A 19,723-nucleotide genomic window follows, 5' to 3' on the forward strand; every position below is an offset into this window, starting at 1 on the left:
TAAAACAAAAATCTTAACCTATATGCAACAAAATCAATTATCACTATCATTGTCAAGCTGCTCAAAAATAAGTGGATTATAGTGGCCCCGAACCCAATTTTTACCGTCCCCCCCCAAGGGGCACCAGCAGCAATGATGCATAAGGCAACAAACCATACTAATGCAATTGGTGGTAATATAAAAATAATTATGAAATAATCATGTTTCAGATTTTTTTGTGGATGCTGAATGCTGGAGGAGAGATGTTTCAAAAAATCGTGATGCTGCTTCTGGCCTTGCTTGCGTTGACCGGGTGTGCCGCCCAAGTGCCACCAGCCAAGACGCTTCCACCACTTGAGAAGAACCAGAGCACGTATATTGCCGTGCCCAAGGATGTTCCTGATTTTGATGACAGCCCCGGAGGCGGTATTGTTGATGCAAAGCGCTACCCCGGAACTGGCGCGGAGATTGTGGTTTTGCTCAAGGAAACCCTTGCCCCCTATGCCGGGGCAATATCCACCGGCAGCAGATATGAAACAGACGAAGAAGCCATTGAAAGCGGCAAAAAGGCAGGGGCCAGATATGTTCTTATTCCATTCTTTAACATCCAGATGCAGCGTAGAATACTGTGGGAACCACGTGTGTATAGGTTCTCGCTCATATTGCGCACATTTGACCTTCAGTCAGACAGCAAAGAGCCTGTCAGAAGTATAGGGATGCGGATATATCAAAAAAATACAATGCCGCCTGCTCAAACCCCAAAAGATATCGATGCATTATTTAAAAGCATATTGCCCGGCTATGCAAAGACAGTTTACGAAACGGGCGAACGTGCCGCTGCGCAGTGAGCCGCGCGTGCAAACCCACCAGAGTCTACAACACAAAAAACCCTCGATTTTTTCAATTCGAGGGTTTTTTGTATGTATGCAGGGGGGATGCAGTGCCGGTGCAGCCTATGCGCTGTGCATTCATTTGGGCAACATGCCGCGCGCATGTATCAACTTCTGGTTCCAATCTCAGCCATGAATCAATAGTTTCACGCGATTCAGACTTTGATGATAAGCATTCCTGTATAAATATGGAGCCGAATTTCCATTTGATAGATTAAAAAAATCAGATTAAGGTGATAAGTAATCACATTTCGCTTGCGAGGTGCATGGTCTGCCTCGGTCAAACCTATATTCATGGCAATGCTTTTGGCGGGAGATTTCATGAAGCCGATAAAGATATCCGTAACGCAGTTACGCCAGGGAATGTGGCTCGTAGAGCCCATGGCATCCTGGATAAATGCTCCGTTTGTCTATGGCAAAAGTGGCGTCATCAAAAGTGCCGAGCAGATCAAGCATATTATTGCGTCTGGCTATACAGAAGCCTACTACGATCCTGACCGCTCCGTGCCTGTGCAATCAGGTACGTGCCATTGCGCGCCGGAGCACAGCGGCGCACGGCAAACACCGCTCGCCGAGGAGCTTTGCCGGGCGCGTGACTTGTATTTTGACGCCTGCAACTACATCAAAAACCTGATGCAGGAAAAGAAGGTGGGCGCCATTGAGGTTGCGGAGCTAAAGGCCTTTGTAAACGAGATTATTCAAAGCCTGCACCGCAATTTCAACGCCTTGCTGCTTATCACAACCATCAAGAAAACCAGCGATTATACCTATAGGCACAGCATCAACGTCGCCATCTTTTCCATCGCCTTTGCCCAGTTTCTGGGGCTGGACGATGATGAAACTTTTGATACTGGTATGGCCGGGCTTTTTCACGACTACGGCAAGGCCTTTGTGCCGCTGGAAATTCTGAATGCGCCGCGCAGCCTGAGCCCGGACGAAACCTCGGTTATCCGTTCGCACGTCAGGCTTGGCCACGATAACCTCAAGGATATTCCCTGGATTAACAGTATAATTCTTGACGGCATACTGCACCATCACGAGCGGCACGATGGCTCCGGCTATCCGCACCAGCTCAGCGGCGAGGCCATCAGCCTGCACGGTGGCATTATATCCATTTGCGATGTGTATGACGCGCTGACATCCTCACGGGTGTACAAAAACGCAATCCCCCCTGCGCAGGCGGTAAAAAAGCTGTTCACCATGTCGGGGCAGGCGTGGGCGCCGGGTCTGGTAGAGCACTTTATCAAGCTGGTGGGCATATTCCCGGTGGGTACGGTGGTGCAGCTCTCAAACGAAACAACGGGCATTGTATGCCAGCAGGATCACAAGTCGCCCCTCAAGCCCACGGTGCTTGTCATACTTAAAAAAGACAGACCCTACGCGCCGTACTACCTCAAGCTTGCGCAGAACGATCAGGTCAGCATCAACCGGGTGCTTGTGCCGTCAGAACTTGCCAGCATCAAGAACAGCAAGTTTTACCGCATGTTTCTTGACCGGTAGGCGGGGAATCAAATTTTACAGCCATTTCGCCGCCGTTGGCATAATGCGTTGGGTCACGCTTGAATGACGTTCAAGAGGTCGCCAGTTAAGTTCTGTCTTGCTCCACCATATAGGAAAATAAGACCCCCCGGTCATCGAAAGATGGTCGGGGGGGGGGGCGCACAATTTCGGCAAAGGCCGTGGTTTTTGCTATTTAAACCTGATCACTGGCAAGGTGAGCCGCTCGTGGGAATCGACTGAATAGGTTGTGTCCCATGAGTGATGTGATCTGCAATCCAGCAGCTCGCCCTTCTGGTTCATAATGACGTTAAAAAAATACTCATGGGAAATTGTGCGGCTCACATCACTGCCGTCAAAAGACTTATAGCTCCCACCATCGGCATAATATGTGCCTACAAAGGCATAGGTGCGTATGCCGTCGGCATCATCCTTGTACACATCCTGAGCGTCAGGCAGCAGATTCACATCCATAAAAATGCTGTTGCTGCAACTTTCAGCATAATCCTTGACTACAGATGTATAGTAGTGACGCTCGTGCATATTTTTTGGATACCACATTGTATAGCCGGTTCCGGTATCAACATAATTTTCTTCCCGACCATCGTATCCCTTGCCGTGCCTACCGCCGCATCCTATCAGCACTGCAAACAAACCGAACAGCACTATATTTTTGAGCATCTGATTCTCCGGGCATCAAGGGTACGAATAGCTGCAACCGTACTATTGGGCAGGGCCGTCTTCATTCTTATCTCCCTTGGTGCGCTGTTCAGCCAGATAGTCTGGGGTGCCCTTGATCCATGTGCACGAAATGATGTTTCCGTCCACGTCAGTGTAAAAATTAAAAATAGTCCTTTTCTTTGTTCTTATAACTTCGTCTGAATCAGAATTCCCCTCAGACTTTGTGGTTTGTTCAACATACGAAATCGAATACGCCCACCGCTGATGCATTTTTTTTGGCAGGGTTTTGTGCGTCATATTGGGGTGCTGCAACTCGCTGATGTTTTTTCCGTCATACAGCTTGTATATGCAGCGCAGCTCTTCTTGCCGTGCCTCTACCGGGTCAACATTTTCTTCTTTGTTGAACTCAGGAAACCAGTATTTTGCGGGCTTTCCGGTTTCTGGGTTAAAGGTTTGCGCCCAGGCCAGTTGTTTAATGGGCTTGCCCGTTCTTTGAGGGTATGGCCCTGCGCAGGCGGGAAGCAACGCAAAAGCAAACACTAGTGGAATAATATACTTCATGAACTGCTCCAAAAAACTCAGTAGCGGTCAGTTTTCAGAATGACTGCTCTTCGATATTTGATATCTTGTCAATAGAAAAAATAGGGCATCGTGCATTACATTAATAATTACAGTAAAATATCAACTATACAAAAATTGTCGCATTGCGCAATGTGAAGTGTATCAAAAAGATATTGTTTGCTGGCAAGGTGGAGAAGCAATTCGATACATTCGGAGGAAAATCTGGCGTGGGCTTGGCGCCACATGTCTGGCAGGGCATTTTGGGAGGGGAGGGCTTGGGCATGCAGAAAAATCTGCAACATGTGGGAGTATCAATAAAATTATATGATTACAGCATGGTGGCAACAGCGGTGCATTTAACGGCAGTGCGCAAGCATCAGAGTCATGGTCATATATAAAAATATTTACCTATAGCTTTTACTTTTTTAGTCGATAAAACAGGTAACATCGTCTGAGCGCAGGGAGGCCATCATGAGTATATCATCTGTTGACTCCAGCTTGATGTCCCGCAATTTTGTGTCGGCGTCATCAGGTGAATCAAAATACGTTAAAGCCTCCCGGGTTGGAGCTCAGATCGAGCAAAGCGCCAGCATGAATCGCCAACAGGCCATTCTTGAAGCAGGCATGGCAGCGTGCGCTGCTGCCAAAACCCCAGCAGAGGTGGCGCTCGCGGCTAAAAAGGCAGCTCGGCAAATGGGATTTGCAATGCAAGCGAGCGTTTCTGAAGAATCAAGGCGCAACCTCAAAGAAATCAAGAAACGTATTGAAGAAATGGCAAAGAAAGCAGCAGAGGGCAAAGATTCAGCAGATGGAAAGGACGCTGTAGGCCAGCCGCAACAACTGCCGCAGACGGATCAAAAATCACAAGCAGCACCTGCGGCCAGTGCACCTGCTACGGAAGCTACCCCTGCGGCAGTTCCTCAGCCCAGCCTTTCACCGGCGCAGGTTCAACCTGCCCAGGTAGCCGTTGCCAGTGATAGCGCGGGTGCCAGTGCGGCACCGCAGGCGGCTGTGAATCCTTCTGTGAATGTCTACGTTTGATTTGCTTGCTTGTGTCGCCGGAGTTTGTCAGCATCAAGAAAGACCTTTTCCTGATGGATCTTGGGCGGTAGGCAAGGGGGGCAATTGGGGGCTATCCCGTTGCCGCAGGCATAGCGCTAAGCACGCTTGTATGGCATTCAAGAGGTCAAGAGTTCAATTCTCTTCAGCTCCACCAGATAGGTAATCAAAACCCCCGATCATTGAAAAATGGTCGGGGGTTTTTTCGTTTTGGGGATTCATGGAAACATGAGTTCCCTTTTTTCGATTCGGCGAGTTTCGGCGTCGCAACTGGAAAAATCAATTATATTGAGATGAAGGAGTCAATTTTTTCACCACTCCCAATGCAATCTTGCAACTACCAAACGAATGGGTTGAGACTTACGTTTTCTATCTTTAGCCATGAACCAATTACGGTTTTTAACCGAGAGGACCCAAAACCATCATCAATCGTTGATTTTTTATACTAAAAAACATATTTTTTAAAAAAAATGAGAAATGCAATGTTACGACAAATTACTAAAAAAGATATACACACATTAGACCCAACAGAATTTGAAAATTTGTCATTTGATTTATTATTGCTTTTGGGATTGCTTAACGTCAAATGGCGTACACCAGCTAGCGATGGTGGTCGTGACCTCGTAGGTGAGTATGTTTTTAAAGATTTTTCTGGACATACAAATATTCAAAAATGGCATATAGAATGCAAGCATTACAAAAAATCGATATCTTGGAAGGTGGTTGCAGAAAAAATATACTGCAGCAGCAATGATCGAGCTGACTGTATGCTTATTATGACGTCGTCAACAATATCAAATCCATGCAAAGACGAGATAGAAAAGTGGAACTCAAACAATCGTTTTCCACAAATACGATACTGGCAAATTTCAGATATAGTCGGTCTCGTCAACACTAATAGTTACATTAAACAGCTTTACTTTAATCAGCAGGCAGAGTTTGGCACATTTTTTTCAGAGCATAGCTTGCTCCAATTAAAAAAATTGATACTTACCGCGCATGCTGAGGCGGATGGGAAGCTAAATTCTCCGTCACTCTTCGCGGCAAAATGTATTGTCGAGCTTGTAGATGATATTTTTTCTGATATTTCGAACAATGGGCATTTTATCATAAAGCCATTAAAACGTGATGACCTTGAAAACTGGATGGAATATCAGGGGAAATGTGTTCATGATAGATATGTTTTTTTCGCAATTCTTTCCGCAGCATATACATACATAAGGCCAAATAAATTCACTTGCAAACTAGATAAACAGAAGACACTGTTATGCATTGCAGAATGCCCAAGATTCGCTTTTTCTGTAGAAATGAAAAAATTTCTTTGTGAATTAGCAATGTTAAAGCGATACAAAATAATCTTCACAGCTGAAAATACATTTGAAATAACTCAAAGAGGGTAAGATGCAAGACAAAAAACTTCTACAAGTCATATCAAATTTTACCCATCAAATCATTAACCCAATAAATGGCGTAATTGGCACTCTTGATAATGTTTGTGATGGCACTATAAAGCCGCACAACAGTTTAAAAAAGATCAACGCTGCACGCTCACAATTGGAAAGCATTGTTGCCATCATTAGAAATTTTGATTTTTTTGCAAAACTATCAATAGATGGAACTTTTGTTTATGATGGAAAACTTTTAAAGAGATGTATAGTGCCTCAAGTAATTATTCAAGCATCGCAGTTTTTTCAAGAACAGGCTATGCAAAAGAAAATTGAAATTCGTCATTTAAACAGAGATGACCAACATATAGTTTTAGGAAATCATGACTTATTGCGACAAGTTTTCATAAATATATTTGACAATGCTGTCAAATATTCAAAAGAGCATTCAATTGTTGAAGTAAAGTCATGGATACAAAACTCTACAAAAAAATTAATAGTTGAAGTGATAACTTCCAGTATTCCTTTTGATAACTCCACGCGAGGCCAGCTGTTTGACCTTGGCTTTCGTGATGCGAGTGCACAGCAACATACGCTTTCAGGTTCTGGAATCGGGTTGTACATTTGCAAGAGAATAATGGAAGACATTTTTAAAGGGAGTATCGACATGGAATACGACACAAAATTTGGAAAATGTCGAACACTTTTATATTTCCCGGAGAGTCTGTAACTATGAACAATAGAAATGTCTTAATTCTTGATGATGAGCCATATTCGATGAGCTGGCTTGAGGAGTTTGTGAAAAACTTAGGGTTCAATCCTTTAATGTGCACCAATTTCAGTGACGCTCTAAAACTTATAGAAAAACATCATTTTTTTGCTGTATCAATTATAGACATGAATATTCCGATAGATGTTGCGTCTAATGCCCTAATAGAATCTAAGGGGCAAGCCTATAAGCAATTTCATGGGCTTTATATTGCTCATGAATTGCGAGATTATGGAAACGACAAAAATAGTGTGATAATTTTTACAGTTCATGACAATCCAGAAATCTCAAAAATTGCTGATACCCTCTCAGTACAATATATTATAAAGGGGCAAGTACGAAAAATTAAAGAGGCGGTAAAAAAACAGCTTGAATATGTTTCAAAATTAAGCTCCAAATGACAATTCTTGTTCAGAAAATTAATTTTGAAGCAATTTGCCTGCGCTCTCAATGCTTGTACCTTCAAAAACCGTAATTGGTTCATGGCTAAAGATAGAAAACGTAAGTCTCAACCCATTCGTTTGGTAGTTGCAAGATTGCCTTGGGAGTGGTGGAAAAATTGACTCCTTCATCTCAATATAATTGATTTTTCCAGTTGCGACGCCGAAACTCGCCGAATCGAAAAAAGGGAACTCATGTTTCCATGAATCCCCAAAACGAAAAAACCCCCGACCATTTTTCAATGATCGGGGGTTTTAATTACCTATCTGGTGGAGCTGAAGAGAATTGAACTCTTGACCTCTTGAATGCCATTCAAGCGCTCTCCCAACTGAGCTACAGCCCCATGAGGAATTTGGAATTATACCTTTTCTCTGTGGGGCGCAAGTATTTATTTCATCTAGTCAAAAGAAAATGCAGAGAGCGGTGCGCCCATAGCTCTGCCATGCCAGGCAAGCTTGCCCTGTGCGGCTCCGGCAGCCCCTGCAATCACCATGAGCGGAATCAGATGTTCCTCGCGCGGGTGGGCAAAGCGCGCACCGGGGGCCTTTTCCCATTCCGCAAGGGCAGCGTTGCGCATGGCGGCATTGGGGTTACGCACGGCATCCGTCAGCCAGTTGTCAAAAACATCCGCCCCTTCAATGGGCGTATTATCCCCGTAGCGGAAGGCCCGCATGTTGTGAAAGCTCATGCCGCTGCCCACAAACAGCACGCCCTCTTCGCGCAGCGGGGCCAGCGCCCGGCCCAGCGCCAGATGCTCCAGCGGATCAAGCCCCCGCTTCAGCGATATTTGCAGCGTGGGCATCTGCGCCTCTGGGTACATCAGCAGGCCCGGCACAAACACGCCGTGGTCAAAGTCGCGCGTAGTGTCCTCTGCCAGCGGCAACCCTGCCGAGCGCATGCACTGGCGCACCCGGTCAAACAGTTCCGGCGCTGGCGGCGCAGGCCACTGCAACTCATAGGTATGCGGTGGAAAGTCATAATAATCGTAATACAGGCCGGGGGTTCGCGTGGTCAGCAGGGTAAATTCCGACTGCTCCCAATGGGCGGAGAATACAATCTGCGCTTTTGGCTGTTGCGGCAAAGTCGCCGGGATGGAGCGCATCCAGCCGCCAAGAGCATTCCATGTGTCGGGCGGCATCCAATCCATAAAAAAGCAGGGGCCGCCGCCGTGGGGGATGTAAAATGCGGGCATGGTCATGATGCGCCTCGCTGGTGGGGGTGGATGTCACAAAACTAGCTTGAGGAGGGAAGATGCAGCAATCAGCGTAGCGCCAAACCCTGCCGGGGCCAAGAGCTGTAGTGATCAGTACAGACAAATTTTTTCTGGGGAAGCCAAACCCATAATGAAGGCGGGCATTCCGCAGAATATCCGCCTGTGCATGCCGTCATGTTTGCGGGCAGTGCCCGTTATCCATCCTCGCGCCATGCGCCGCGCCCCGTTACCCACAGCCAGAGGCACAGCACACCGAGCAGCACGGCAAAACCAAGATGCACAAGGTCAATAAAGGTCGTCATACCCGGCGAAAACGTGATGGAAGGCAGATTCTTGGCAACGCGGGCCATGCCGCTCAGCACCACAACGCCAAGCACTGCCAGCCGCACCTTGCCCCAGTAGGCAAGGCGGCCCCGCAGCCTGCCGCGCACCTGCAGGGTCAGCCAATACAGGCCCAACGCCAGCAGCAGAGCAGCCAGAACATAATGGACATTCAGCGTGGTGTAGAAATCACCTGTCCATGTGAGGCCGGGAACTTTGGCAATGCCGTAGCGGCTTGCCACGGGCAGTTGCATCATGCCCGTAAAGCCGAGCAGCAGCGCCACTGCCACCCACAGTTTCTTGAGCAAGCCTCCGGAGAGGGCAGCTTCAGCCTTGGGGGCATGCAGCGCACCCAGAGGGCGGGCCTGCGTGTGGTTCGGACTCTGGTCTTGCCCCTGGCGCGCGGCGTTCACCAGCGCCCCTGCCACGCCCACAAGCGGTGCTGTCATCAGCATGCGGGTAAGGTTGCCAGCCTGCGCCATGGAGTCCGCCACCGGGCCAAAGGTGGGCTTGCCGGGGCCGGGTTTGGCCTGCGCCGCCAGTTCGGAAAAGGGCACTGGCGACAGATAAAAAGTATTGGTGCCGCCGTTTTCCGTCACGCCATAAAGGTACGCGCCGCGCTCCTGCGCCAGCTTGCGGGCTTGCGCCAGAATTTCATCGCGCGGGCCAATGGTCTGCACCTGCTGGGGGCAAACCTCCACACAGGCGGGCAGTTGGCCGTGGGCAAAGCTGTCTGCGCAACGGTCGCACTTGTACATGACGCCGTTGCCGGCAAAGCGCGGCATGAGGTCAAGATACAGCCCTACGCCCGATTGTCGTTGCGGTATATGCCAGGGGCAGACCGTGCGGCATTTAGCCCCGCCAAGGCAGGTCTGGCTGTCTATGCTCACCGTACCGGTTTCTGGCTGGCGGCTGGCAGCGCCCCATGGGCAAAGGTTGGCGCAGGGCGGGTTTGTGCAGTGCAGGCAGCGGCGGGGAATGTGCAGTTCAAGCGGCGCGCCGTCCTTCTGCACGGTAACGCTCTCAATATACAGCCAGTTGTACGGCGTGAGCCTGTCGTCCACATCCCGCTTGCCAGACCAGTCCTCGTCCTTGGTTCCAGGCGGAAACATGACCGGCAGGGGCTTTTTGACTTCCGGATAACGGCTCCCGTTGCGCTCGCGGCAGCCCTCCACGCACTGGCCACAGCCGATGCATTTTTCAATGTCGAGCAAGGTTGCGTATTCCGCATGCTGGGCAGAGGCGCTCGCGCCATTGGTTTCGGCCCGGGCATCCAGCCCAGCAGCCGCAATGCCTGCCGCAGAGGCCGCGCCCACCAAAAAATTACGTCGGGTCAGTGCCATGTATGCTCCCTTATCGGCATATGCGGGCGCAAGGGTGCAGCCGAATTGCCGATTATTACGATTCATTCGCAATATGGCATATTCCCCAAAAGAGTGCAATTTATAGCATACTTTTATAGTGTGATTTGTGGCCGAAACAGGCAAGGGAAAAAGTTGAGGGAAATGAAAGAGAGGCAGGCCTGAAAATCAGGCCCAAGGGGCTGGGAGATGAGGGAGAATAGGTCGCAAGCGGAGGCTATTTTTCGCGGGGCAGCACAGGTACATAGACATCGTGGGTACCGGACTGAATAAAGCGGCTGTCGTAGCGCTCAAAGCAGGGCTTGTCTGCCAGAACGGTATAGCCGTCCGGCGTTTGGGGCCATTCATCGTACATGTAGTCGTATGCTTCCTGAAGCATTCCGGCGGCGGGGATGCGGCAACAGGCATAGAGACCACCCGGCAGGGTGACCTCGGCCATGCCAGCGGGCGGCGCGGCAAGTTCCGGAGCTTCCATTGCAGCCCAGTAATCAAAAGCCAGCCCTGCGTGGTCTGTAAACAAAGAAAGCCCGTAAGACGGCCCCTGATAGGTATTGCTGGGCTTGCCGCTCAGCTCTGGCATGCGGGGGGTAAAAACTTCCTTCCACAGCCGGGGGCAATCCTCCGGGGCGTTGTGCAGGGTTGTGTGGATGCGCACACCGAAAAGGCGGACACTGTGGTGCTGCAACACCACAACGGCAAAAGGCATTGGCATGAACGCTCCTCGGCAGATATGATCACAGGGCAACAGTTTCCGGCGGCAGGGGTGAAATGACGTCAGTCTTCCATCTGCGCCGGGTAGCCGTTTTGCATGTACCAGTTATGTTTACATGTCAACCGGTATACCAATGTAATGAAATCGCTATGGCGTATATTACGCTGAATTATATTTAAAATTAGTGAATGATAATTTGTAATTAATAGTGATTTACTTGCAAAAGGAGGCGTGCCGCGCATCCATGCCACTTCCCATGCCGCAGCTATGGCTCGCGTGGACAGCGCCCCTAGCTCCCGTTAGTGTGAACCAAGTCGTAACCCCCTAGTCTGGCGCGCAAGCGCGCCGCAAGCAGGAACCGCCATGCACCATGCCACTATGCTTCCCCGCTATACCCGGCGCGTATTTTGCTCTCTGGCTCTGGGAACCTGCGCCGCTCTGCTGCTGCCTTATTCCTGTATGGCCTCCATTGCACAGGGTGTCGGCAAGCCGGTGAGCGATGAGGCCCTTAAGGCCGAATTCGCGGGCATGTGCGCCGGTGCGGAGCAGATGCTCGCCGGGCAGAGGCCAGCAGAGGATTTGCGCGCCATGTTTGCCCAGGCAAGGCAGGCCCATGCCCGGTTGCTGCCGCTGCCGGATATCGGCGGGCCGGAGAACCTGACCTACCCCAGTTTTCTGGTAGGGCCGCAGTATGCGGCGCTGTACACGGCCATGCGCCCGTACGGATTCAGCGCCAGGGATGTGGGCAAGCTTGTGTACGATCTGGCGGTCTACAGTTTTGAGGAGCAAAAGGAAGCGTACCGCGCCAATGGGCAGCGCTTTTTTACGCCGGAGTATTTTGCCCTGTTGCAGGGCTGGGCCATGCGCAGCCAGCAGCGGCGCTACCCGCTGGACTGGGTGCAGACTGTATTTCGGGGAGATGGGCGTGATTTTGATATCGGTGTAAACTACACGGAATGCGGGCTGATGAAGTATTTTGCCTCGCTGGGCATGCCAGAGCTGGCTCCTTATCCCTGCCGGGTGGACTTTCCCACCGCACGGGCAGAGGGCACGGGCCTTGCGCGCACCTCAACGCTGGCTGAGGGCGGCAATGTATGCGACTTCCGCTACAAGCAGGGGCGGGAAACAACCCAGGGCTGGGACATGGCGTGACGCGGCTGTTGCGCGGAGGCCTTGCAGCCATGCCGCGCACAGTCGTCAGCAGTTTTTGACCGCCAGCACGTCCTTTTCAACCAGCTTGCGCATGGTTTCCGCACAGCGAAAAATATCCCTGCCCACAATGTCTGCTTCTTCAAGCAGCGTGGTTTCGCCATCGGCATAGGCCAGCAGATCCATCATCAGATTGACCTGTTCCGTACAGGAAGTTTTTGTGCTCAGCGTGGGGTAGAGGCCGCGTTTGCCCAGTTGCGGTTCGCACAGCACACGCGGCTCGTAGGTGACGTTTTCTTCCAGCGCTTCAAGGATGCGCGTCATGATGTTCACGCTGCCTTCAAGCCCCTTTTGCGTAACAAGCGAGCAATCGTCCAGCGAGGTGTGATACTCGGGGTAGACGTGGTATTTGCTGCGCATGACGCTGCACAGGGGCAGGTCGATGCCGGGCGCGCAGTACTGGCGCTCGTCGCTCTCGCGGTCAAGAAAGGTGTAGCGGATAAAATCGGGCGCAAAGTGGTGCAGCACGTGCAGGGCGGCCTTGTCGGCCAGGGTGTTGCCCTTGCGGCTGGGCAGATAGGAATAAGCCCGTTCATCCCCCATGCAGGTGAGGTTGAAGCCCGCCACCACATTGCGGCGCAAGGCCTCGTGGTTGCGGCTCAGATAGGTGATGGAGCCGATGGTTTCCGGCACAAAGGCAAAGCGGTAGGTGTAGCGGCGCGGGCGCTGCGCCACCCACTGCGCCAGTGCCGTGGCCACCACCGGGCCGGAAAGCTCGTTGTTGGCCATGGAGGGGTGGCAGATGTAGGTGGAAAGAAAAACTTCTTTCTCGCTCTGGCCGGGAATCACAAGGTCGCCATACGTCAGATGCCCCGGAGCCAGGGTGGAATCTATGGAGGCGTGGTACATGCCGGGGGCCATCTTTTGCCGCTCATCGTGCTTGATGCAGAAGCCCCAGCGCCGGGCATAGTATGATGTGATGTAAGGAATGGCATTGGGCATTTCGGGCAGGGAATGCAAATGATTTTGCAGATCTTCCAGCGAAATGTCGCAGTCAACGGGTTCTGAATAGCCCATCACGTGCAGGTTTGTGTCGGCAAAGTCGGCAATCACTTCGCCCGCTGGGCCGGTCAGTCGCGCGCCCCGGATGTTCCATTCGTCCGGCACTGTCCAGTCAAAAACCTTGGATCCAGACGGCACCTCAAAGGTGCGTAATCCCGGTAATTCTTCCTGCAACATGCGCAACGTCTGCCGCACCCCGTTGCCCGTAATACTGCGGCATATGGGAAAAAGACTGCGAAGAAAGTTGTGGAAGCTCGTCATTATCCTTCCTTATGTTGGCATCGCGTGAGGCAGCAATTCCCAAAAGGGGCACTAACCCTGAACGCCGAATTCCAAGGGGGGGAATTTTTCGGCGGCAATGCCTGTCGCGAGCTTGCTTATGGCGACTGAGGCGCGCAGTCAAGCAGCAATTTTCTGTAAAACGGAAAAAAGATGCCCGCTGCCCCCATACAGGGCTTTTGTTCCCGGTCGTCGCGCGCAGGCCAGAACTGCCATTATGACCGCGCGCGTGGAGCTTCAACGGCAGCACGGGCCAAGCGGGAGCCAGCGCGCCTTTTTAAAGTTAGCATTTAGTTTGCGCGTAGAAAAGCCCCAGGGTGGGCGCGCAAAACATCCTTTTCCACCATCAACAATACTGGTATGCAAAAAGTGCTCGCGCAATGCAAGCAACTATAAGTAAAATCAGCTAGATTTTGGAGACCCCATGCCTCATATCAGCCTTACCGAAGCACAAAAAATGGGCGAAGACATTTTGCAGGCCCACAAGGTCGGGCAGCGAAATGCCCAATTGACCATCGCCTCGCTCCTGCGGGCAGAAATGGAAGGCCTGCCCTCGCACGGATTTTCGCGCATTCCCTACTATGCATCCCAGGCGGCGGCAGGCAAGGTTGACGGCAACGCCGTTCCGGTGGTGGAACGCGCAAAGCCTGGCGTGGTGCTGGTTGACGCCTGCTGCGGATTCGCCTTCAGCGCTTTTGCCGATGGCCTGCCCGTGGTGGCTCAGGCCGCCCGGGAGACTGGCGTGGCCCTTATGGCCGTGCGCAATTCGCACCATGCGGGCGTGATGGGATTCCCCGTGGCGGATCTGGCGGCGCAGGGTCTGCTGGCCCTTGGCTTTGCCAACAGCCCCGCTGCATTGGCCCCCTATGGAGGCTCAAAGGTGACGTTTGGCACGAACCCTCTGGCCATGGCCTGCCCGCGCAAGAACGCCCCACCCCTTGTTATTGATCTTTCCATGGGGCTGCTGGCGCGCGGCAAGATTTTGCAGGCCGCAAAAAAGGGCGAGAGTATCCCCGAGGGCGCGGCTGTGGATGCAGAGGGCAATCCTACCTGCGATCCGGTCAAGGCTTTCAACGGCGCACTGCTGCCCTTTGGCGGCCCCAAGGGCTATGCCCTTGCACTTATTGTGGAAATAATGGCGGCAGCGCTTACGGGTGCTTCCCTGGCCATTGAGGCCTCTTCCCTGTTCACGCCGGACGGCCCGCCGCCGCGCCTTGGGCAGAGTTTTCTGGTCATGGACCCTGCGGCTACGGCAGGGGCGAACTTTCTGGATCGGGTGGAGCACTTGCTGGGCTTCATCAGCGACCAGCCGGGCGCGCGCCTGCCGGGCGACCGCCGCATCGGCCTCAGCCGCGCCGCCAGTGAGCGAAATAGTATTGATCTGCCGGAAGATCTGCTGGCCCAACTGCAATCGCTGCACTAGCCGCAGTGTTTAAACGGTGTTGCCCTCTTGCGCGTAAGGCCGGGGGGCAAAACCGTATTTCAGTCATGGTCGCAGGCCGGTTATTTGAAGGGAAAGTACAGCTCCCACAGGTGCGAAAGCGGCAAAATAATGGCCATCGCGGGCAGCATGTTGATGACCGGGAATATCTTGATATCGCACATGCGCAGGCCCGTGGCCACAAAGATGACGCCGCCGCAGGCGGTAAAGTCGTTGAGCATGGCCGGGGTCATGAACGGGGCAATGGTGGTGGCCCCCATGTAGATGAGCGCCAGAATAATAAACTGCGGCACGGCGATAAGGCTTACGGAAAAGCCCATGAAGGAACCGAAAACCACGCCGGTAAACATGTCCAGCGCGGCCTTGGTCAGCAGGATGTCGGGCTTGCCGGTGAGGCCTTCATGAAAGGCCCCCAAAAAGCCCATGCTGCCAAAGCAGAATGCCGCCACTAAGGTTATGACCATCAGGGAAAAGTTTTCGTCGCCCATGCGCTTGCTCTTAAGCAGGCTAAAAATGGCCCGCAGGAACTTTTGCAACAGGGCCTCAGCATACATGATTTCGCCCACCATGGTGCCGAGAATGAGCGAAATCGTCACGGCGGGCAGTGCTGCGGCCTTACCCACAAGGGTTGCGCCCAGACACAGGGTTATGACGCCAAAGATGGAAGGCAGCGCTTTTTTGAGCCGTTCAGGAAAAACATCGGCAAAAATAACGCCGATGATGCCGCCGATGAAAAGTCCGCCACTGTTCACAATTGGCCCGATCATATGCGTGCTCCGCGTAATGGCATAGAAATCGTTCTGGAAGGCGGACAGGAAAAGTGGTCTGTAGGCCGGTGTGAATCGATGTGGTGATGCCAGGGTTTGTTGCCCCGAAAACAGCAAGGGCGCAGGTGCGGGGCCGCCTGTACGCCGGAATTATCCCGAAGGCAGGATGACTTGGTGTGCGGTTTGGGTACCACAAGGGATTTTCGTTGACAATGCGCCCTCGTCCGCGGCGGGCGTAGGAGCAGACAGGAGACAGCATGATTGTGAGAACATGGCACGGGTGCGTGCCTGTGGCTATGGGCGATGCCTTTGCCGAGCATCTGCGCAAAACGGGCGAAGACCACGCCAAAAGCGTTGACGGCAATCTGGGCGTTGCGGTCAAACGCATGACCTTTCGTGGCTGGGAGCATTTTTTCTTTGCTACATGGTGGGATTCGCTGGAGGCCATAAAGGCCTTTGCGGGCGAAAATTACCAGCTTGCGGTGCACTATCCCGATGACGAACGCTTTGAGCTGGTGGCAGACCCCTATGTATTCCACCACGAGGTAGATCAGATTACGCCCCTGTAAACGCAAATCTGCGCGCGCAGTATGGAGAGGCCGTGGTATACGCGCTCATTGCTCTATGCGGCATTGTGGCAGGGGCCATCAGCGGGGTGGTGGGCACCGGGTCGTCCATAATCCTGCTGCCGGTGCTGAGCCTGGCCTTTGGCCCCAAGGCCGCCATCCCCATAATGGCTGTTGCCTCCATTGCGGGCAATGCCTCGCGCGTGGTGGCCTGGCGGCGGCAGATAAGCCTGAAGGCCTTTGTCTGTTATTCGGTAACTGCCGTGCCTGCGGCGGTTTTGGGTGTGCGCACGCTCTGGATCATGCCCGCGGAGATTTCCAATCTGTGCATCGGTCTGTTCTTTTTTGCGCTCATCGGCTTACGCCGGGCCAGCCGAACGCGCGGCATGCGCCTTGGCCCCCGGCAGATGGCCCTGGCGGGCGGCCTTGTGGGGTATCTGACTGGGGTTGTATATTCCACCGGGCCGCTGACCATTCCCATCTTTGCCGGTTTTGGCCTTGCCAAGGGCGCGCTGCTTGCCACCGAGGCGGCGGCGTCCATTGCAGTGTATTTTGCCAAAGCTCTGGCATTCGGGGCTGTGGGTGGTCTGCCCCTGCCAGTGCTGTGCAATGGCCTTGTGGTGGGGGCTACGCTGGCTCTTGGCACCTTTCTGGGCAAGCGTTTTGTGCTTGGCATGTCTGAAGCGACCTTCAGTCTGCTTATTGATGCCATGCTTGCCTGTGCGGGCCTTGTGATGACGGGCAGCGCGCTGCTGGGGTAGAGCATAAGCGGCGCGAAATCGGAATTTCCCCCTCTTCACAAAAACCTGCATGAGGCATAACAGACCCTGAACGAACTGCGCTGCGGCAAAATTGTGCGGAACAAGGCCCGGCGCTGCATTTGCGGCACAGCAACAAACAGGGACACGACTCATGGCACAGCATTACATGAAATACGGCGACAGGGAATTTTCTGTGGAGCTTGGCAACGGCCTCATAGCGGCGGAACTGCATTCCAATGCGGTTGCGCTGCCCGCAAAAAGCGCGTTGGAGCACATTAACGAAGCTCTGGATAATCCCATCGGTTCGCCCAGGCTTGAGGAAATGCTCAAACCCGGCCAGACGGTGTGCATTGTCGTGCCAGATTCCACGCGTCTGTGGCAGTCGCCCAATGTTTATGTTCCTGCTGTGGTGGCCCGTCTGAACAAATGCGGCATCCGCGATGCAGACATTCGTATACTCACGGCCACGGGCACGCACCGGCCGATGACGCGCGAGGAGCATATCGCCATTGTTTCCGAAGATATTTATAACCGTATTCAGGTTATTGACCACAAGTGCCGGGATTCGGCGGATATGGTCAAGGCGGGCGTGACCAGCAACGGCACCGAGGTGTGGTTTAACCGCTTTGCCATGGAGTGCGACCATATCATCCTGACCGGCGGCGTGGTGTACCACTTTCTGGCCGGGTACGGCGGCGGGCCCAAGTATCTGCTGCCCGGCATCGCCAGCTACGAGACCATCCAGCGGCACCACAATCTGGCCCTGAACAAGGGCTTTGGCAGCGGCACCAATGCGGCGGTGCGCAGCGCCAATATGGAAACCAGCAATATTTTTCACGCCGATCTTGAAGAAGCCGCCCTGCTGGCCAAGCCCAGCTTCCTGCTCAACGTGGTGGTGGACGACAATTACAACATCATCAAGGCCGTGGCTGGCGACATGGTGCAGGCCCACCGCGAGGCCTGCGCGCTGGTTGATGCCATCGACGGCGTCAACGTGGGAGAACGCACTCCCCTGGTCATCGCCAGCGCGGGCGGCGCGCCCAAGGACATCAATTTTTACCAGACCATCAAGACCCTGGCCAACGCCCTTGCGGTGGTGAGCGAGGGCGGCACTATCATCATTCTGTCAGCCTGCACCGAGGGCTTTGGTAGTCCGGATACCCAGCACCAGATCTGCGATTTTGACAATATGGACGCACGGGAGAAAGACCTGCGCGAGAATTTTTCCATAGGCAGCTATGTGGGATTTCTGTTTGCGGAATCAGCGGAAAAGCACAACCTCATCATGGTCAGCTCCATGAATGCTGCGGATTTTGCAAAAACAAAAATCCACATCACCACAACGCTGGACGAAGCACTTGCACTGGCAAAAAAGCTGAACGGCGGCAAGGACCAGCGGGCAACACTGCTGCCCCACGGGGCCAATACCCTGCCCAAGCTCCACGCGGTCAACAACTAGGCATTTAACAGTTGAAAGGGTCACTTACGGCAGACAAAGCCTGCCTTAACGCCTTGCATGGATTGACAGACTGATTACAAAACATCGGGCGTGAAGACGACTGGATTGTCTCCACGCCCGATGTTTTCGTAAAAGCAACAGCGCCCCCTCATGCCTGTACACGGGGGCATCGGCGAATGGCTTGGACAAATGTAGAAAATGCGATATGTCCCAACGATGTGTTTTATGGGGGGGAGTATGCGCTTTATCTATAATCCTTGTACAGACGCCTCGTTCAATCTGGCGGCGGAAGAATGGCTGCTGCGCAATAGCGCAACCGACATTTTTATGCTCTGGCGTAATGCGGCTTCTGTTATTGTGGGGCGAAACCAGAATTCCCACTCCGAAATCAACGCCGATTATGTGCAGCAGCACGGCATCCCCGTTGTGCGCAGGCTTACCGGCGGGGGCGCGGTTTTTCATGACCTGGGGAATATCAACTTTACCTTCATCAGCCTGAACAACCATGCGGGGCTGCTGGATTTCAAGCGCTTTGCCACGCCCATTACCGAAGCGCTCAATGCCCTTGGCGTCCCCTGCGAGTTCAATGGCCGCAACGACATGGTCGTTGGTGAAAGCAAAATTTCCGGCAACGCGCAGCACATGCACCGCGACCGTCTGCTGCACCACGGCACCCTGCTGTATTCTGCCAACCTGGATTCGGTCTGCGCCGCCCTCAAGCCCAGCCCCGCAAAATACATTGATAAATCTGTCAAAAGCGTGCGTGGCCGCGTGGGCAACATTGTGGATTTTTTGCCCCAGCCCATGCCCATTGAGGGATTCATAAACTACCTCATGCGCTTTGTGGCCGGGGAGGATTCTATAGGGCAGACGGCCTTGAGCGCGGAGGAAATAACCGCCATTGAGGCTCTGGCAGAAGAACGCTACCGCTCCTGGTACTGGAATTTTGGCTATTCACCCAATTACGCCTTTGAACGCAGCACAAAGACCCCCGGCGGCGTACTTGACGTACATATGGATGTGCGTGACGGCATAATCGCCGATATCCGTCTGTTCGGCGACTATTTTGGCGTTCGGGATGTGACGGAACTTGAAGATATGCTTTGCGGGTGCAGGCACGAACGTGGGGCTCTGGAACGTCGGCTGGCTCTGGTGCACATTGACGCATTCATTCAGGGCATTGGCGACCGTATTTTTCTGGACTGCCTTTTTTAGTTGGCGCGGCAGCGGGCAAAGGGTTCAACCGCCGACGTGTAGCTCTGTTTTTATGCCATATTAATTTTCATATATTTTATTCACTTTATTTTCGGGACTTTCCCCCATATGTTCTGTTTGCCCATATGCGCTCCAGTAGCGTGTTGCAGGTCTGC

20 protein-coding genes and 1 tRNA gene are annotated in these 19,723 nt (G+C 52.9%); 13 read left to right on the plus strand and 8 right to left on the minus strand.

What is annotated here, in order from left to right:
• Nucleotides 1–200: 200 nt before the first annotated feature.
• Both ACUZ9P_RS05255 and ACUZ9P_RS05260 read left to right on the plus strand, forming a co-directional pair.
• Nucleotides 201–827, plus strand: a complete 627-nt coding sequence (locus ACUZ9P_RS05255) for a hypothetical protein (RefSeq protein ID WP_449248919.1) — start codon at nucleotides 201–203, stop codon at nucleotides 825–827.
• A 363-nt stretch (nucleotides 828–1,190) separates the two neighbouring features.
• Nucleotides 1,191–2,369: an HD-GYP domain-containing protein gene (locus ACUZ9P_RS05260; protein ID WP_449248920.1), complete on the plus strand. Its 1,179-nt coding sequence runs from the start codon at nucleotides 1,191–1,193 to the stop codon at nucleotides 2,367–2,369.
• Nucleotides 2,370–2,558: 189 nt separating this feature from the next.
• Here the strand turns inward: ACUZ9P_RS05260 and ACUZ9P_RS05265 are convergent, their stop codons facing one another.
• Both ACUZ9P_RS05265 and ACUZ9P_RS05270 read right to left on the minus strand, forming a co-directional pair.
• Entirely contained in the window at nucleotides 2,559–3,047 is a 489-nt protein-coding gene (locus ACUZ9P_RS05265; protein ID WP_449248921.1) for a hypothetical protein, read from the minus strand.
• A gap of 42 nt (nucleotides 3,048–3,089) precedes the next feature.
• Nucleotides 3,090–3,608: a hypothetical protein gene (locus ACUZ9P_RS05270; protein ID WP_449248922.1), complete on the minus strand. Its 519-nt coding sequence runs from the start codon at nucleotides 3,606–3,608 to the stop codon at nucleotides 3,090–3,092.
• A gap of 152 nt (nucleotides 3,609–3,760) precedes the next feature.
• Here ACUZ9P_RS05270 and ACUZ9P_RS05275 point away from each other — a divergent pair, with 152 nt between their 5' ends.
• The 5 genes from ACUZ9P_RS05275 to ACUZ9P_RS05295 all read left to right on the plus strand — a co-directional run bounded on the left by ACUZ9P_RS05275 (nucleotide 3,761) and on the right by ACUZ9P_RS05295 (nucleotide 7,222).
• Nucleotides 3,761–4,006 (plus strand): hypothetical protein, encoded by a 246-nt coding sequence (locus tag ACUZ9P_RS05275; protein WP_449248923.1) that lies wholly within the window; start codon nucleotides 3,761–3,763, stop codon nucleotides 4,004–4,006.
• A 73-nt stretch (nucleotides 4,007–4,079) separates the two neighbouring features.
• Nucleotides 4,080–4,649 carry a hypothetical protein gene (locus ACUZ9P_RS05280; RefSeq protein ID WP_449248924.1) on the plus strand — a complete coding sequence of 190 codons (570 nt, stop codon included), beginning with the start codon at nucleotides 4,080–4,082 and terminating at the stop codon, nucleotides 4,647–4,649.
• Between the two features lie 500 nt (nucleotides 4,650–5,149).
• Nucleotides 5,150–6,067 (plus strand): restriction endonuclease, encoded by a 918-nt coding sequence (locus ACUZ9P_RS05285; RefSeq protein ID WP_449248925.1) that lies wholly within the window; start codon nucleotides 5,150–5,152, stop codon nucleotides 6,065–6,067.
• Nucleotide 6,068: 1 nt separating this feature from the next.
• On the plus strand, nucleotides 6,069–6,782 hold the full coding sequence (locus ACUZ9P_RS05290; protein WP_449248926.1) for a sensor histidine kinase: 714 nt from the start codon (nucleotides 6,069–6,071) through the stop codon (nucleotides 6,780–6,782).
• 2 nt (nucleotides 6,783–6,784) lie between these two features.
• On the plus strand, nucleotides 6,785–7,222 hold the full coding sequence (locus ACUZ9P_RS05295; RefSeq protein ID WP_449248927.1) for a hypothetical protein: 438 nt from the start codon (nucleotides 6,785–6,787) through the stop codon (nucleotides 7,220–7,222).
• 307 nt (nucleotides 7,223–7,529) lie between these two features.
• On the opposite strand, the gene ACUZ9P_RS05300 is transcribed toward ACUZ9P_RS05295, so the two are convergent.
• The 4 genes from ACUZ9P_RS05300 to ACUZ9P_RS05315 all read right to left on the minus strand — a co-directional run bounded on the left by ACUZ9P_RS05300 (nucleotide 7,530) and on the right by ACUZ9P_RS05315 (nucleotide 10,869).
• A tRNA-Ala gene (locus tag ACUZ9P_RS05300) sits at nucleotides 7,530–7,605 on the minus strand.
• A 54-nt stretch (nucleotides 7,606–7,659) separates the two neighbouring features.
• A complete protein-coding gene (locus tag ACUZ9P_RS05305; RefSeq protein WP_449248928.1) occupies nucleotides 7,660–8,460 on the minus strand; it encodes a DODA-type extradiol aromatic ring-opening family dioxygenase in 801 nt (266 codons plus the stop codon).
• Nucleotides 8,461–8,669: 209 nt separating this feature from the next.
• Entirely contained in the window at nucleotides 8,670–10,139 is a 1,470-nt protein-coding gene (locus ACUZ9P_RS05310; RefSeq protein WP_449248929.1) for a 4Fe-4S dicluster domain-containing protein, read from the minus strand.
• A gap of 235 nt (nucleotides 10,140–10,374) precedes the next feature.
• The gene (locus ACUZ9P_RS05315; RefSeq protein WP_449248930.1) at nucleotides 10,375–10,869 is read right to left on the minus strand and encodes a GyrI-like domain-containing protein; all 495 of its coding nucleotides are present in this window, start codon (nucleotides 10,867–10,869) and stop codon (nucleotides 10,375–10,377) included.
• Nucleotides 10,870–11,232: 363 nt separating this feature from the next.
• On the opposite strand from ACUZ9P_RS05315, the gene ACUZ9P_RS05320 reads away from it, so the two are divergent.
• Nucleotides 11,233–12,021 (plus strand): L-2-amino-thiazoline-4-carboxylic acid hydrolase, encoded by a 789-nt coding sequence (locus tag ACUZ9P_RS05320; protein WP_449248931.1) that lies wholly within the window; start codon nucleotides 11,233–11,235, stop codon nucleotides 12,019–12,021.
• Nucleotides 12,022–12,066: 45 nt separating this feature from the next.
• On the opposite strand, the gene ACUZ9P_RS05325 is transcribed toward ACUZ9P_RS05320, so the two are convergent.
• Nucleotides 12,067–13,341: a DUF4910 domain-containing protein gene (locus ACUZ9P_RS05325; RefSeq protein ID WP_449248932.1), complete on the minus strand. Its 1,275-nt coding sequence runs from the start codon at nucleotides 13,339–13,341 to the stop codon at nucleotides 12,067–12,069.
• Between the two features lie 442 nt (nucleotides 13,342–13,783).
• Here ACUZ9P_RS05325 and ACUZ9P_RS05330 point away from each other — a divergent pair, with 442 nt between their 5' ends.
• Nucleotides 13,784–14,782, plus strand: coding sequence for an Ldh family oxidoreductase (locus ACUZ9P_RS05330; protein WP_449248933.1), 999 nt, complete (start codon nucleotides 13,784–13,786; stop codon nucleotides 14,780–14,782).
• A gap of 80 nt (nucleotides 14,783–14,862) precedes the next feature.
• Here the strand turns inward: ACUZ9P_RS05330 and ACUZ9P_RS05335 are convergent, their stop codons facing one another.
• A complete protein-coding gene (locus ACUZ9P_RS05335) occupies nucleotides 14,863–15,567 on the minus strand; it encodes a DUF554 domain-containing protein (RefSeq protein WP_449248934.1) in 705 nt (234 codons plus the stop codon).
• A gap of 257 nt (nucleotides 15,568–15,824) precedes the next feature.
• Here ACUZ9P_RS05335 and ACUZ9P_RS05340 point away from each other — a divergent pair, with 257 nt between their 5' ends.
• The 4 genes from ACUZ9P_RS05340 to ACUZ9P_RS05355 all read left to right on the plus strand — a co-directional run bounded on the left by ACUZ9P_RS05340 (nucleotide 15,825) and on the right by ACUZ9P_RS05355 (nucleotide 19,568).
• Entirely contained in the window at nucleotides 15,825–16,136 is a 312-nt protein-coding gene (locus tag ACUZ9P_RS05340; RefSeq protein WP_449248935.1) for a hypothetical protein, read from the plus strand.
• Between the two features lie 32 nt (nucleotides 16,137–16,168).
• Nucleotides 16,169–16,894: a sulfite exporter TauE/SafE family protein gene (locus tag ACUZ9P_RS05345; RefSeq protein WP_449248936.1), complete on the plus strand. Its 726-nt coding sequence runs from the start codon at nucleotides 16,169–16,171 to the stop codon at nucleotides 16,892–16,894.
• Between the two features lie 151 nt (nucleotides 16,895–17,045).
• Nucleotides 17,046–18,353: a nickel-dependent lactate racemase gene (larA, locus tag ACUZ9P_RS05350; RefSeq protein ID WP_449248937.1), complete on the plus strand. Its 1,308-nt coding sequence runs from the start codon at nucleotides 17,046–17,048 to the stop codon at nucleotides 18,351–18,353.
• 237 nt (nucleotides 18,354–18,590) lie between these two features.
• Nucleotides 18,591–19,568, plus strand: a complete 978-nt coding sequence (locus ACUZ9P_RS05355) for a lipoate--protein ligase (protein ID WP_449248938.1) — start codon at nucleotides 18,591–18,593, stop codon at nucleotides 19,566–19,568.
• The last annotated feature ends 155 nt before the right edge of the window (nucleotides 19,569–19,723 follow it).

The sequence above is a fragment of the Desulfovibrio intestinivivus genome, assembly GCF_053570665.1.

Bases quoted from the DNA above. Each gene is read 5' to 3' on its own strand.
- ACUZ9P_RS05340 (WP_449248935.1), top strand. From the start codon at position 15,825: ATGATTGTGAGAACATGGCACGGGTGCGTGCCTGTGGCTATGGGCGAT.
- larA (WP_449248937.1), top strand. From the start codon at position 17,046: ATGGCACAGCATTACATGAAATACGGCGACAGGGAATTTTCTGTGGAG.
- ACUZ9P_RS05280 (WP_449248924.1), top strand. From the start codon at position 4,080: ATGAGTATATCATCTGTTGACTCCAGCTTGATGTCCCGCAATTTTGTG.
- ACUZ9P_RS05310 (WP_449248929.1), bottom strand. From the start codon at position 10,139: ATGGCACTGACCCGACGTAATTTTTTGGTGGGCGCGGCCTCTGCGGCA.
- ACUZ9P_RS05330 (WP_449248933.1), top strand. From the start codon at position 13,784: ATGCCTCATATCAGCCTTACCGAAGCACAAAAAATGGGCGAAGACATT.
- ACUZ9P_RS05285 (WP_449248925.1), top strand. From the start codon at position 5,150: ATGTTACGACAAATTACTAAAAAAGATATACACACATTAGACCCAACA.
- ACUZ9P_RS05355 (WP_449248938.1), top strand. From the start codon at position 18,591: ATGCGCTTTATCTATAATCCTTGTACAGACGCCTCGTTCAATCTGGCG.
- ACUZ9P_RS05260 (WP_449248920.1), top strand. From the start codon at position 1,191: ATGAAGCCGATAAAGATATCCGTAACGCAGTTACGCCAGGGAATGTGG.
- ACUZ9P_RS05290 (WP_449248926.1), top strand. From the start codon at position 6,069: ATGCAAGACAAAAAACTTCTACAAGTCATATCAAATTTTACCCATCAA.
- ACUZ9P_RS05325 (WP_449248932.1), bottom strand. From the start codon at position 13,341: ATGACGAGCTTCCACAACTTTCTTCGCAGTCTTTTTCCCATATGCCGC.
- ACUZ9P_RS05335 (WP_449248934.1), bottom strand. From the start codon at position 15,567: ATGATCGGGCCAATTGTGAACAGTGGCGGACTTTTCATCGGCGGCATC.
- ACUZ9P_RS05320 (WP_449248931.1), top strand. From the start codon at position 11,233: ATGCACCATGCCACTATGCTTCCCCGCTATACCCGGCGCGTATTTTGC.
- ACUZ9P_RS05305 (WP_449248928.1), bottom strand. From the start codon at position 8,460: ATGACCATGCCCGCATTTTACATCCCCCACGGCGGCGGCCCCTGCTTT.
- ACUZ9P_RS05315 (WP_449248930.1), bottom strand. From the start codon at position 10,869: ATGCCAATGCCTTTTGCCGTTGTGGTGTTGCAGCACCACAGTGTCCGC.
- ACUZ9P_RS05255 (WP_449248919.1), top strand. From the start codon at position 201: ATGTTTCAGATTTTTTTGTGGATGCTGAATGCTGGAGGAGAGATGTTT.
- ACUZ9P_RS05265 (WP_449248921.1), bottom strand. From the start codon at position 3,047: ATGCTCAAAAATATAGTGCTGTTCGGTTTGTTTGCAGTGCTGATAGGA.
- ACUZ9P_RS05270 (WP_449248922.1), bottom strand. From the start codon at position 3,608: ATGAAGTATATTATTCCACTAGTGTTTGCTTTTGCGTTGCTTCCCGCC.
- ACUZ9P_RS05295 (WP_449248927.1), top strand. From the start codon at position 6,785: ATGAACAATAGAAATGTCTTAATTCTTGATGATGAGCCATATTCGATG.